Annotated in this window: 14 protein-coding genes and 2 pseudogenes; 12 read left to right on the top strand and 4 right to left on the bottom strand. The window is 39.5% G+C overall.

Annotated elements, in window-relative coordinates; all coding sequences use genetic code 11:
- The first annotated feature begins 18 nt into the window (after nucleotides 1-18).
- The 9 genes and pseudogenes from D8Q48_RS13805 (at nucleotide 19) to ftsH (ending at nucleotide 7543) form a co-directional block, all read left to right on the top strand.
- Complete coding sequence (locus D8Q48_RS13805) at nucleotides 19-1215, top strand: AI-2E family transporter (RefSeq protein WP_121056890.1); 1197 nt, start codon at nucleotides 19-21, stop codon at nucleotides 1213-1215.
- Between the two features lie 80 nt (nucleotides 1216-1295).
- A complete protein-coding gene (locus tag D8Q48_RS13800) occupies nucleotides 1296-2168 on the top strand; it encodes a DegV family protein (protein ID WP_005360251.1) in 873 nt (290 codons plus the stop codon).
- Between the two features lie 151 nt (nucleotides 2169-2319).
- Nucleotides 2320-2691 carry a transposase gene (locus tag D8Q48_RS13795; RefSeq protein WP_121056873.1) on the top strand — a complete coding sequence of 124 codons (372 nt, stop codon included), beginning with the start codon at nucleotides 2320-2322 and terminating at the stop codon, nucleotides 2689-2691.
- Nucleotides 2645-3133, top strand: a complete 489-nt coding sequence (locus D8Q48_RS13790) for a hypothetical protein (RefSeq protein WP_040446298.1) — start codon at nucleotides 2645-2647, stop codon at nucleotides 3131-3133. Before D8Q48_RS13795 ends, D8Q48_RS13790 begins: the two co-directional genes overlap by 47 nt.
- Nucleotides 3090-3968 (top strand): transposase, encoded by an 879-nt coding sequence (locus D8Q48_RS13785; protein WP_121056872.1) that lies wholly within the window; start codon nucleotides 3090-3092, stop codon nucleotides 3966-3968. The genes D8Q48_RS13790 and D8Q48_RS13785 overlap by 44 nt, the downstream gene beginning before the upstream one ends.
- 7 nt (nucleotides 3969-3975) lie before the next feature.
- Nucleotides 3976-4161, top strand: a pseudogene (locus tag D8Q48_RS17640) (transposase); the annotation flags it as partial.
- A 9-nt stretch (nucleotides 4162-4170) separates the two neighbouring features.
- Nucleotides 4171-4299 (top strand): annotated as a pseudogene (locus tag D8Q48_RS13775) (CDP-alcohol phosphatidyltransferase family protein); the annotation flags it as partial.
- A gap of 389 nt (nucleotides 4300-4688) precedes the next feature.
- Nucleotides 4689-5678, top strand: a complete 990-nt coding sequence (gene bsh, locus D8Q48_RS13770) for a choloylglycine hydrolase (protein WP_121056870.1) — start codon at nucleotides 4689-4691, stop codon at nucleotides 5676-5678.
- A 50-nt stretch (nucleotides 5679-5728) separates the two neighbouring features.
- Complete coding sequence (gene ftsH / locus D8Q48_RS13765) at nucleotides 5729-7543, top strand: ATP-dependent zinc metalloprotease FtsH (protein ID WP_121056868.1); 1815 nt, start codon at nucleotides 5729-5731, stop codon at nucleotides 7541-7543.
- A 446-nt stretch (nucleotides 7544-7989) separates the two neighbouring features.
- Here ftsH and D8Q48_RS13755 read toward each other — a convergent pair whose 3' ends face one another.
- Both D8Q48_RS13755 and D8Q48_RS13750 read right to left on the bottom strand, forming a co-directional pair.
- Nucleotides 7990-9348 (bottom strand): relaxase/mobilization nuclease domain-containing protein, encoded by a 1359-nt coding sequence (locus D8Q48_RS13755; protein ID WP_121056866.1) that lies wholly within the window; start codon nucleotides 9346-9348, stop codon nucleotides 7990-7992.
- Nucleotides 9315-9638: a MobC family plasmid mobilization relaxosome protein gene (locus tag D8Q48_RS13750; protein ID WP_117594111.1), complete on the bottom strand. Its 324-nt coding sequence runs from the start codon at nucleotides 9636-9638 to the stop codon at nucleotides 9315-9317. Before D8Q48_RS13750 ends, D8Q48_RS13755 begins: the two co-directional genes overlap by 34 nt.
- 249 nt (nucleotides 9639-9887) lie before the next feature.
- Between D8Q48_RS13750 and D8Q48_RS13745 the strand changes: the two genes are divergently transcribed.
- Nucleotides 9888-10262 carry an MmcQ/YjbR family DNA-binding protein gene (locus D8Q48_RS13745; protein WP_121056864.1) on the top strand — a complete coding sequence of 125 codons (375 nt, stop codon included), beginning with the start codon at nucleotides 9888-9890 and terminating at the stop codon, nucleotides 10260-10262.
- Nucleotides 10259-10693 carry a flavodoxin family protein gene (locus D8Q48_RS13740; protein ID WP_121056862.1) on the top strand — a complete coding sequence of 145 codons (435 nt, stop codon included), beginning with the start codon at nucleotides 10259-10261 and terminating at the stop codon, nucleotides 10691-10693. The genes D8Q48_RS13745 and D8Q48_RS13740 overlap by 4 nt, the downstream gene beginning before the upstream one ends.
- Before the next feature lie 58 nt (nucleotides 10694-10751).
- On the opposite strand, the gene D8Q48_RS13735 is transcribed toward D8Q48_RS13740, so the two are convergent.
- Nucleotides 10752-10952 (bottom strand): helix-turn-helix transcriptional regulator, encoded by a 201-nt coding sequence (locus D8Q48_RS13735; protein ID WP_008688136.1) that lies wholly within the window; start codon nucleotides 10950-10952, stop codon nucleotides 10752-10754.
- 56 nt (nucleotides 10953-11008) lie between these two features.
- Entirely contained in the window at nucleotides 11009-11740 is a 732-nt protein-coding gene (locus D8Q48_RS13730; protein WP_121056860.1) for an XRE family transcriptional regulator, read from the bottom strand.
- 194 nt (nucleotides 11741-11934) lie between these two features.
- Between D8Q48_RS13730 and dinB the strand changes: the two genes are divergently transcribed.
- Nucleotides 11935-13025: DNA polymerase IV (gene dinB, locus D8Q48_RS13725; protein WP_121056858.1), on the top strand; the 1091-nt coding region annotated here is incomplete at its 3' end.

Here is a 13025-nt window from a genome sequence, read left to right as displayed (position 1 = left end):
GACTTAAGTAGATGTTCTATGAAAAAAATTCGAGAACTGATTGTGTTTACGGCATTTCTTGTAGTTGCTTTGTGGAAATTCGATGTGGTGATTGAAGTGCTGAAGTCAATATGGAAAATTGTGTTTCCTTTTGCGCTTGGTGGTGTAATTGCCTTTGTGATTAATGAACCAATGAGTTTCCTGGAAAAGAAAATGCTCGGAAAGATAAAAGAAAACAATAAAATAGGAAAAAAGGCTGCGAGACCGATAAGCCTGCTTCTTACAATTATATTGGCAGCAGGTGTAATGGTATTGGTAATGTTTGGTGTGATTCCACAGCTTACGCAGACTATGGGAAATCTGATGACGAGTATTTCAGATTTTATTCCACAGATGCAAAACTGGATTCGAGAATTTTCACATGATAATCAGGATATTATGAAATTGGTAGATCAGCTGCAGTTTCAGCCTGATCAGGCAATTAAATGGGGAATAAGTCTTCTTGGAAACGGAGTCGGAAATATGATGAATACGACGATGTCAGCAGTAGGTTCCATTGCCAGTGGATTAGCGACCTTTTTTATTTCGTTTTCCTTTGCATGCTATATTCTTTTTCAGAAGGAAAAATTACATTTACAGGTAAGAAAAGTGATTTTCGCTTTTATTCCAAAACAAAAAGCAGATGCAATTCTTAACATATGTTCGCTGACATATCGGACATTTGCAAATTTTCTTGCAGGGCAGTGTCTGGAAGCAGTAATTCTCGGAATGATGTTTGTTATCACGCTAAGTATTTTAAAAATGCCATATGCACTTTTAATTGGAATTTTGATCGCGTTTACCGCATTGGTTCCTATCTTTGGAGCCTTTATTGGCTGTGCCGTGGGAAGTTTTCTGATCTTTATGGTAAATCCAAAACAGGCAGTTTTATTTATTATAGTTTTTCTGCTTTTGCAGCAGATAGAAGGTAATCTGATCTATCCTCATGTGGTTGGCGGATCAGTAGGACTTCCATCAATTTGGGTACTGGCGGCAGTTACAATCGGCGGAAATCTTATGGGAATTATAGGTATGCTGATTTTCATTCCACTTGTATCGGTATTTTATACTATATTCCGGGAGTTCGTATATCTGCGCCTAAAAAAACAACATATAAAACGAGTAACGAGAACGGATGTGGAAGAGTATGCGGAGGAGGAAATTGCGTCATCCTTTATTGTGCCGAATGAAAAATAATGAGATGATACAAATATAAATGAAGTGTAATGCCGATTATTAAGACGTTATAAAAATAGATTACAAAGGAAGAAGATATTATGAAGAAAATAGGAATCATGACAGACAGCCACAGTGGAATTTTGAGCGAAGAAGCGCAGAGACTCGGAATTAAGGTACTACCGATGCCCTTTTATATCGGAGAGAAAGTGTATCGTGAAGGAGTAGATCTTTCCAGAGATGAATTTTATGATATGCTTCGAAAGGGCGTAGATGTATCTACATCTCAGCCGTCACCAACAGAAGTTATGGATATGTGGAAAGAGATGCTGAAAGAATATGAGGAGATTGTTTATATTCCTCTTAGTAGTGCTTTAAGTGGGTCCTGTATGACAGCAGAAGCCATGGCAAATGAAGATGAATTTGCCGGTAAGGTGTTTGTCGTAGATAACGGTCGTGTGGCAACCCCGATGCATCGTTCTGTTCTTGATGCAGTAGAAATGGCAGAAGAAGGATACAGTGTAGTCGAAATCAAGAAAATTCTTGAAGAAACCAGAGAAAAAATGACAATTTATATCGGGCTCAGCACACTGAAATATCTCAAAAAAGGAGGAAGAGTCAGCTCTGTGACAGCTTTGGCAGCAGATGTCCTGAATATCAAACCTGTTATGCATTTCAGCACAGGAAAGCTTGATATCTACCAGAAATGCCGTGGTATGAAGAAATCACGTAAAGTTATGATCGATGCAATGAAGCATGAGCTGGAAACGAATTTCCGAGAAGAATATGCTGCGGGTAAAGTGTACCTGATGGCGGCGTCCAGCAGTACCGATGAAGTGACAGAAGAATGGGTAAACCAGATTAAAGAAAGTTTCCCGGGAATGGAAGTCATGTGTGATAAACTTTCCTTCGGTTTGTCCTGTCATATCGGTCCGGATGGACTGGGAATCGGATGCACCTGTAAGCCAGTGTAAAAAACTGCTCCGGAGAAGATAAAATAAAAGATTAAGGTGTCAAAAGGTTTATAGCCTTTGATATAAATTTGTACCTTGAAAACTTAACACGATATGTAAAAACATTGGATTCTTTGGTAAAATGTAGGTAGCATTTTATGAGGTGATCTATATGTCTTTTGTTAAAAATGATAATCAACAGCTTACTGTTTTAGACAGTACTTTTAATCTTACAGAACGCGAAAAACGAATGTTAGAAAAATCATGGGCAAAAATTTTTGCAGACAAAGTTTTTCCTGCTATTGATGAAAATATTTTTTCTGTTCTTTACAGTAAAAAAGCATCCAGACCTAATACTCCGGTCAATGTGATTGTTGGGGCACTGATTCTTAAAGAAGCTCTTAATGTTACTGACAATGAGATCGTTGAAGCTATGGCATTTGATATCCGCTATCAGTATGCACTGCACACAACCAGTTTTGAAGAGCAGCCAATTAGTGACAGAACCCTCAGCAGGTTTAGAGCAAGAGGAAACAGAGCATGATGTTGATCTTATTCATGAATGTGTTGTAAAAATGGCAAAAGAAATATCTGATTTTATGGATATCACTCCGGATAAACAACGTATGGACAGTTTAATGGTTGCTGCAAATATCAGAAACCTCTCATTGCTTGAATTGTTTTATACTTGTGTTGCTAATCTTTGCAAAATAATGGATGAGCGTGGAACAAAAATTCCGGATGAACAATATCATTATATTAAAAAAGATGATTATAATAAATGCATTTATCACAAGCGGGATATGGATGCAACTGAGAGAAACGTTGTTGTGATGAAAGATGCAGATATCTTGATAAAGATTTGTGATTCAACCGGTGATTTTGATGATACAAGTGAATATCAGCTTCTTATTCGCCTATTAAAGGAACGCACAATCATTGATGATGGTGGCTCAAGGCGGCTTCGACAAAAAAGAGGAAGTTGAAAATCCTTCAGAAGTATTGCTTAATCCTTCTGATCCAGAAGCCACTTTCCGCTATAAAGCAGGTGGCAGACATCTTGGATACGTTGGAAACGTAGTTGAAGCTGTCGGAGAAAAAAGCAGTCTGGTCATTGTCTACGATTACCAGCAAAATACCTACGCAGATAATCAGTTTATGAAAGATTATCTTAATGAGAAAAAAGATTTTTCTGATGGTTCTTTTATTGTTGCCGATGGGGCATACAGCGGAGAAGAGAACTCACGTTTAGCATCTGAACATAATCTAAAACTTGTTACAACCAATTTCACAGGACGCAAACCAGATGAAATATATGCTGATTTTGTTTTTACCGATGATGGAAAATATCTCATCAAATGTAAGAATAATCGTGTACCTGAAGACTGTATCTATGATCCGGGCAATGAGCGTTCCGTTGCGTATTTTCGGATAAGTGACTGCGAAGGATGTCCTTACAAAGAACGGTGTCAGTCGCGTTTTCTAAAAACACGAGTTCGAAAGGAAGTATCTTGGAAATCCGTTGGTCATGCAAAACAATTACAGTACATGCAGACGGAAGAATTTTCTGAATATGCAAAATTTAGAAATGGAGTAGAAGCAATTCCCTCTCTTCTTCGTCGAAGATATCATGTGGACAAGATACCTGTGCATGGCAAAAAACGTACCCGGTTATTCTTCGGATTTAAAATAGCAGCATTAGATTTTCAAAAGCTATTAGATTATAAAAAAGCATTATATTTTCCAAAAAGCTGGTCGATAGAATCCAGGAGGCCTGCAAGATCTCCAATTAGTTTCGTGGCTGAAAGAAACAGATTGTGAGATGGCTGCCATGGAAAGTACGGGCTCTTATTGGAAACCTGTATATAATATATTTGAAGAAGAACAGATACCGATCATGGTTGTGAATGCGTAGCATATCAAAGGAGTTCCCGGACGTAAGACGGATGTAAAAGATGCAGAGTGGATTGCCGATCTGGTACGCCATGGATTAGTAAAAGCAAGTTACATACCAAATAGGGATATTATATGGTTCCAAATTACACCGATGGTATCAGATCTGTTGATTGGTTTGTGCGCTATAATGATGGTCATATCGGTCGCTCTGTATATTATCCAGAATACCAGGACGCTTAAGGGAGAGACTGTATAAGCAATTTTATATTGCAATGACTAGAAAAATATTTAGGAGAAGATAGATATAAACAGTAAGTCAAACACACAAACTATGGAGTCTTTAGTCGGTTTAATAAAATTTTAGATAGAAAATAAATCATTCAATGTCATTTAGATAAGGTTTTTTATGACAAAAAGACAGATTGCATATCTGCCTCATAATGCAGTATAATGGTAACGAGATTTATGCAACCCGATACATGAAATCCCTATTTCTCTTTGGACTGAGGTGGATAGGATATTTTCGATTGTACCTGACAGGTGTCAGATACTTTTGTATGAGAAGCATGGTCTCTGTTTCATTACCGCCGTGTTTGAGATATGCCCTGCATATGTTTACTGCAGCAGAAAGAAGAGGTGTTCGATATGTGTACAGCAGCAACTTACAAAACAAAAGATTTTTATATGGGCAGAACGCTTGATTATGAATTTTCCTATGGGGAACAGATCACGATAACGCCAAGAAATTACGAATTTGATTTCCGGTTTGCCGGGAAGATAAAAAGCCATTATGCTTTGATCGGAATGGCATTTGTTGCAGGAGGTTATCCGCTTTATTATGATGCTGTTAATGAAAAAGGCCTTGGAATGGCAGGTCTTAATTTTGTCGGCAATGCGGCATATGAAGAGGCTTTGCCGGAAGATGAAACAGAAGTCAGCCAGGTGGCACAGTTCGAGTTCATCCCATGGATCCTTACACAGTGTGCTACTGTAGCAGAGGCGAGAGAGAAGCTGGCAGCAATGAGACTGACAGGCACAGCATTCAGTGAACAGCTGCCGACAGCACAGCTTCACTGGATCATTGCAGACAAAGACGCCTGTATCGTTGTTGAGTCTATGAAGGATGGGCTGCATGTATATGATAATCCGGTAGGAGTGCTTACCAATAATCCACCATTCCTGAGTCAGATGTTTGCACTGAATAATTATGCCGGAGTATCCAGAAAACAGCCGGAGAGTACTTTTGCAGGAGTATTACAGCTTGATGCATATAGCAGAGGAATGGGTGGAATGGGAATACCTGGAGATCTTTCCAGCCAGTCAAGATTTGTGAAAGTTGCCTTTACAAAATTAAATTCGATCTCCGGTGAAGAAGAGGGTGAGAGTGTAAGCCAGTTCTTCCATATCTTAGGATCTGTAGATCAGCAGCGTGGATGTTGTGAGGTGACAGAAGGCAAATATGAGATCACGATATACACGTCCTGTTGTAATACAGCAAAAGGTATTTATTATTATACGACTTATGATAATCATCAGATCACAGCGGTTGACATGCATGCGGAAAATCTGGATTCAGATCAGCTGATCTGTTATCCGCTTCTGTCCAAGGGCGAAGTCAGATGGCAGAATAAATAATACGAAAATGCACGGAGAAAGCATATCGCAGAACAACAGGAGGAAAGACCATGAAAGAAGTTAAAACACCGAAAAAACCACTGGCATATTATTATGGGATTGTGTTAATAGTGCTGATCGTATTTAATCTGGTTGTCACACCAATCCTTATGGAGCATCAGGTAAAGGAAACGGATTATGGAACTTTTATGAGCATGATCGAGAAGAAGAATATCGGTGAAGTAGAAGTTAAGGACAATCAGATCATCTTTACAGATAAAGATCAAAAAAATATTTATAAAACAGGTCTGATGAACGATCCGAACCTGACGGACAGGCTATATGAATGTGGAGCAGTATTCGCAAAAGATATCGATAAGCAGATGTCACCGATCATCAGCTTCCTGCTGACCGGGGTTTTGCCATTGATCCTATTTATCGCACTGGGAAATTATATGGCGAAGAAACTGATGGAGCATGCCGGAGGAAAAAATTCGATGGCTTTTGGAATGGGAAAAAGCAATGCGAAGATTTATGTGCAATCCAGTGAGGGAATCCGTTTTTCAGACGTTGCAGGAGAAGATGAGGCGAAAGAAAACCTTTCAGAGATCGTTGATTATCTTCACAATCCGAAGAAGTATACCGATGTAGGTGCGTCTATGCCAAAAGGTGTCCTTCTTGTAGGACCTCCGGGAACTGGTAAAACAATGCTTGCAAAAGCAGTTGCGGGTGAATCAAATGTACCATTTTTCTCAATGTCCGGATCAGAATTCGTAGAGATGTTTGTCGGTATGGGAGCTTCCAAGGTTCGAGATCTTTTCAAACAGGCAAAGGAAAAGGCACCATGTATCGTGTTTATTGATGAAATTGATGCCATTGGTAAAAAGCGTGACGGACAAATGGGCGGAAATGATGAGAGGGAGCAGACCTTAAATCAGCTTCTTACAGAGATGGATGGATTTGAAGGAAATAATGGTGTCATCATTCTTGCTGCAACGAACCGTCCGGAGTCGTTAGATCCGGCACTTACACGTCCGGGACGTTTTGACAGGCGTGTGCCGGTTGAACTGCCGGATCTTGCAGGCCGTGAAGCAATTTTAAAGGTTCATGCAAAGAAGATAAAAGCATCTGATGATGTTGACCTGCATACGATTGCACGTATGGCATCCGGTGCATCCGGTGCGGAGCTTGCCAATATTATAAATGAAGCAGCATTACGTGCTGTCCGTAGTGGAAGGACCGTTGTAAATGAATCTGATCTCGAAGAAAGTATAGAAGTGGTTATTGCAGGATATCAGAAGAAGAATGCGGTTCTTTCAGATCAGGAGAAGAAGGTTGTTGCATATCATGAGATAGGACACGCTCTGGTAGCTGCATTGCAGAGTCATTCAGCACCGGTCCAGAAGATTACGATCATCCCGCGTACCTCAGGTGCACTCGGCTACACTATGCAGGTTGAGCAGGGTGATAAATATCTGATGACGAAAAAAGAACTTGAGAATAAGATTGTTACATTTACAGGCGGACGTGCGGCAGAGGAGATCGTATTTGGTGAGATCACGACAGGAGCCTCCAATGATATCGAACAGGCAACAAAAATTGCAAGAGCGATGATCACCCGCTACGGCATGACAGATGAATTCGACATGGTGGCAATGGAAACCGTGACCAACCAGTATCTTGGCGGCGATACGTCTCTTTCCTGTTCCACAGATACCCAGAAGGAAATTGATGAAAAAGTCGTGCAGCTCGTAAAAGCAGAGCATGAAAAAGCAAGAAAAATCCTTTCCGAAAACAGGGAAAAACTGGACGAATTGGCTATGTACCTGTATGAGAAGGAAACAATTACAGGTGACGAATTTATGGATATTTTAGACAGAAAATAATGTAGTTAATTAGATAATCAATGTCATTTAGATAAGGTTTTTTATGATGAAAACAGCATATCATATGCGTTCATGCATTGAAAATACTGTTCAGTTAAGAAATGCTGTATTTTTTGTGTATGACAAAAAGACAGATTGCATATCTGCCTCATAACGCAGTATAATGGTAACGAGATTTATGCAACCCGATACATGAAATCCCTATTTCTCTTTGGACTGAGGTGGATAGGATATTTTCGATTGTACCTGACAGGTGTCAGATACTTTTGTATGAGAAGCATGGTCTCTGTTTCATCACCGCCGTGTTTGAGATATGCCCTGCATATGTTTACTGCGGTGGCGAAATTAATTTTATAGACGTGTTTGGTATTTTTAGATGTTTTTACCACAATAAAACAGATTAGATGGAAAGGGAAGAGGCACCGTTACATAGGTACCTCTTCTTTTTAAAGAGTTGGCTCTTTCTCTGATACAGGAATTTGTATCTCCGGAGCATTGAGCAGTGCTGTGAAATTCTGCTGAATGATTTCCAGAGTTTTCAGCTTTTTCTGTAATTCTTGTTTTTCCCGAACAGTAGTAGTCTGTTCAGATTCAAGATTTTCTATACGCTTCTGAATTTTATTAAAGCTTGGTATTTTGGTAACACCGAGATCCTGAAGCTCTTTTTTTAGTGAATCGTGCAGTTGGTATTCTGCTTGATGTTTGGTCCGGTATGCTTTCGGATTTTTAGCAGATTTGCAATCTTCAATCACTTTTCGGCAGAGCCGATAAGAATCACAGTGTTTTTGAATGATTTTCTGTGTGCTCAGATCACTGTTGATTTGTGCTATTCTTTGGTCGGCAACTTTCACAGAAGCTTCAATGTCAGATACATGCTGCCTGAAATCTTCATAATTCAACAGGTTATTTTCGGAAAGATAGTTGAAGGTGCGGGCTGCCTCTTTTAGATTATTTATTTTTGCCCAATGTTCAAATCCTTCTCGATTGCCGGTTGTAACATACGTGGAGATATTGATATACAGGCGAGCTTCTCTGGACAGATGCTTTGGAGTTTTCACTTTGTTACGATTTTTAGCCAAGCGGATGCGGACATTTTCTTCTGAATAATAGCTTCCGAGAGATTTCATATAAGTGAAATTCTTCTGCTCCGGTGCACGGAAGGACAGATGTTTTCCTTGGCGGACTTCATATCCGGCTAACTGCATTTTTTGTAGAAATTCCTCATAATTAATGGAAGTCCAGATTGCCTTATCAACTGCAACACGTAGCTTGGTTTTCCAACTGGTGCCACGATGATATTCCATGTTCTCTTTATAGCTTTTTCCTTTTTCTCCGGTTGGCATACTAGTGGAAAGTCCATTTTCCTGGCAGATGCGATTACTGATCCGGCAGATTTTATGGTAGCTCCGCTTATTGGAAACATACTTGTGATGATCAACAAAACTTGCTGCATTAAAGATGATGTGGTTATGGATATGATTTTTATCAACATGGGTGCTGATCACATATTCATATTTTCCTTTCAGTACTTCGTTTGCAAATTGTTGTCCTAAGCGATGGGCGATTTCTGCATCTGTTTCACCAGGCTTAAAGGACTGAATCAGATGAAATGCCAGATTATCACCTTTATCCATTCCGTTCTTTTTTGTCTGTTCTCTCGTCATGGCAAATTCCAGATCAGCTGTTTCAGGAGAACAGCCAAAACTAGAAATCAATAGTTTTTCATCAGTCTTATCAGGATTGGTAATGTAGTCCAGAGCTTTTTTGTCCGTTACTTTGATTGGGAAGATCTTAATATATGCCATATCTCTTTTACCATCTCTTTCAGTTCTTGCATTTCTTCCGGATACAGATCTCCGGTGGTATTCACTTTCTTCGCAATCTGGTTGATATTTACGCCAATCTTGTGCATTTCCTCATACTGTTTCTTCAGTGGAGTGGTATCGGTGTTGACGATGTAACCGTCGATTGCCATTTTCCGCAGATAAGCTCCCATGTTTTTGGTCTTTGATTCTATCATCTTCCTGCGGATCAGCTTCCGCTCTTCATCTGTGACATAAAAATGAATTTCTTTGTTTCGTTTTCTTTCAGCCATTGGTAATTTCTCCTTTCTGAGAGGGCAGTAGTATCGCTGCTTTCAGCGTTTTTCAATTTAGGGCAGGGTACCCTAAATTGGGATTTTCCGGAAGTGTATCCTCACTTCCTGTCCTTGCTGTTTTACCCCTCTATTAGTTAAAGTCAGGAGAACCGGGAAAATGCAAAAGAATTTTGCAGGTAGTACGGGATACGAAAATGTGGTATGATTATGGGCAGGATATCAGAAGAATCAGGAGTTGAATAGATTGTGAAGAAAGAAGAAATTTTTGAATATGTGCAGAAACAGTATGGCACAATGCCGGAATATTTATGGAGTAAACTACCGGACAGTGCAGTACTCCGACATGAAAATGGAAAATGGTATGCAGTGATCATGACGGTTGAAAAATCGGAATTGGGATTAGAGGGAAATGATCTGGTTGACATCATGGACGTAAAGTGCGATCCAGAAATGATCAGCATGATTATTCAGACTTATGGATTTTTACCAGGATACCATATGAATAAGCAGCACTGGATCACGATTTTACTGGAAGGTTCGGTCAGTGAAGCAAAGATACTGGACTTTTTGGATATGAGTTATGACCTGATTGATGGAGCAGGCAGAAAGGAAAACAAATGAGAAAAGCGATCGTATATGCATCTGTCCATCATGGAAATACAGAAAAATTAGTAAAAAGCATAGCAGAAGAGTGTCAGGTCGATTTGATTGATGCTGTAAAACAGCCAAATGCAGATCTGAACAGTTATGATATGATTGGATTTGCATCAGGAATCTATTTTTCAAAATTTCATCAGTCGATATTGGGATTTGCAGAGAAGAACCTACCGGATGACAAAAAGATATTTCTGATTTGTACTTATGGTGGAAGTGCGAATTATAAATCCTTAGAGCAGATTTTGGACAAGAAGCATTCTAAAGTGATAGGAAAATTTGGGTGCAAAGGATATGACACATTCGGACCATTTAAACTGGTTGGAGGTATTGCTAAAGACCATCCTAATGAAGAAGATATGAAAAACGCAGTGGACTTCGTAAAAGGATTACACTAATTTTTGAGCAAAAAGGAAAACCGGGGATTTTACTCCTCGGTTTTCTGGCTGTTGTACTTCAGTCTTCAATTTGAAAAATATCTTCTACAGGCACTTTCAGGTAATGTGCCAGCCGGATTGCAATCTCAAGAGAAGGATTACGTTCTCCACGTTCGATGCGGCCTATAGTCTGGCTGCAGGAACCTATGGCTTCAGCCAAATCTGCTTGAATGAGATTCCGTTCTTCACGAATATCTTTTAGTGTATTATTGATTGCCATTCAATCACTTCCTTTGCTTATTGTTATCAGCAGGATCATGAACCTGCTGTTGAAATCTAATGAAATCCCGGAATTTCTGCACCTTTGCATTTCCCGATTACTTTTCCAAAAATCTTAAAAGAGTCAGATTCCAAAACCTGGATAGGACGATATTTTTGATTTAAAGAGATCAGATAAACACCATCTGGCTCATCGTGTAATTCCTTGATGTAAGTATTGCCGTTGAGATAGAAGATTCCAATTTCACCATTAGCAAGAGAATCTTTTTTCTGAATCCATGCGACATCGCCTGTGTGATAAAGTGGCTCCATACTGTCACCGGAGATCCGTACACCAAAGTCAGTCTGCTCAGGAGCAAGATGTCCTACGTCATAGGTTTCTTTTACAGAATCTTCCAGATAATTTCCAGTACCAGCAGAAACAGGTTCCCAGGTAATGTCTACAGGATGATGGAATGGGATAATCTTTGCAGACAGTGGAGAAAACTTTTTAGAAGCTTTCAAAATATCAGCAAATTCAATCAATTTATTTCTGCCTTCTTCATTCAATCCACTCATAATGTTATATGGGTTTTCTCCAAAGAAGGATTCGTATATATCTTCGATATCAAGTAACTGGCAAAGTGTCAGGAAAACATGTAAAGCTGGTTCTCGTGCATTGGTCTCCCATTTGGAGATTGCTTTTGTAGTAACCTGAATACCTTCCTGAGAAAGCAGGTCTACCAGATCTGATTGAGAGTATCCTTTCTTTTTTCTATTTTCTGCTAATATTTCCCCGAAATCACGCATTTGTTCGCCTCATTTCTATTTGAATTTTCTATATGCATTATACCGTATGTTAGAAATAAAATCAACAATAATCTCCAAAATGGAGAAAATACAACCAAGATGTCACTTGACTGTCTCCGGAATGTCGATATATACTAAACATACAGAAATTGATAAGACATTATGTTGAAGAAAACAGCTGGGAGGTGAAAAGTTTGAGTGAGCGTGTGATCCTGCATAGTGATATGAACTGTTTTTATGCCAGTGTAGAAATGCTACATCATCCGGAATTTGCCGGAATGCCTCTGGCAGTCGGTGGCGATCCGGAAGCCAGACATGGAATTGTACTGACAGCAAATTATATTGCCAAGAAAAAAGGAGTAAAAACCGGAATGGCATTATGGCAGGCGAAACAGGTTTGTCCGGGACTTATTTTTGTACCACCACGGATGGATTTGTATTTGAGATTTTCACAGATGGCAAGAGAAATCTATTCGGAGTATACGGACAAGATCGAGCCATATGGAATTGATGAAGCCTGGCTGGATGTATCGGACAGCAGAAATCTGAAAGGAAGCGGAATGACGATTGCAAGAGAAATCAGCCATCGGATTAAATACGAACTGGGTGTAACGGTAAGTATTGGAATTTCCTGGAATAAGATTTATGCGAAACTTGGTTCAGATTATAAAAAGCCGGATGCAATCACAGAGTTTAATCGAGAAAATTATAAAGACAGGATATGGCAGCTTCCAGCGTCAGATTTGCTTTATGTCGGAAGACAGACAAATAAGAAATTGCAAAAACTTGGAATCCGGACAATCGGGCAACTTGCGGAATCAGACGAAAAGTTGTTAGAGAGTCATTTTGGAAAAATAGGAAATGTATTATGGGCTTTCGCAAATGGCTGGGATGAAGATCCGGTTTGCAAGGAAGGATATGAAGCACCAGTAAAGTCGATAGGTAATAGCACTACAACACCGAGAGATCTGGAAAATGATCTGGATGTCTGGATCATTCAAATAGCATTGGCAGAAAGTGTAGCTGCACGATTGCGGAAACATGGATTTAAATGCAAAACAGTAGAAATTACAGTTCGAGATAATGGATTGTATAGTTTTTCCAGACAGATACATTTACGACAGCCAACGAATATTACAAACGAGATTGTAACTGCAGCATTTCAGCTATTTAAAGATAATTACAAATGGGAATATCCCATTAGAAGCCTGGGAATCCGAGCTGCGGATCTTGTGTTAGATGATATTCCCGTGCAGTTGGATTTATTTGGAAATCAGGAGAAAAA

It is taken from the genome of Ruminococcus sp. B05 (assembly GCF_003628495.1).
Classification (GTDB): Bacteria; Bacillota; Clostridia; order Lachnospirales; family Lachnospiraceae; genus Schaedlerella; species Schaedlerella hominis.
The sequence above is the reverse complement of the archived record's forward strand: the minus strand, read 5'-3'. Positions and strand labels throughout refer to the sequence as shown.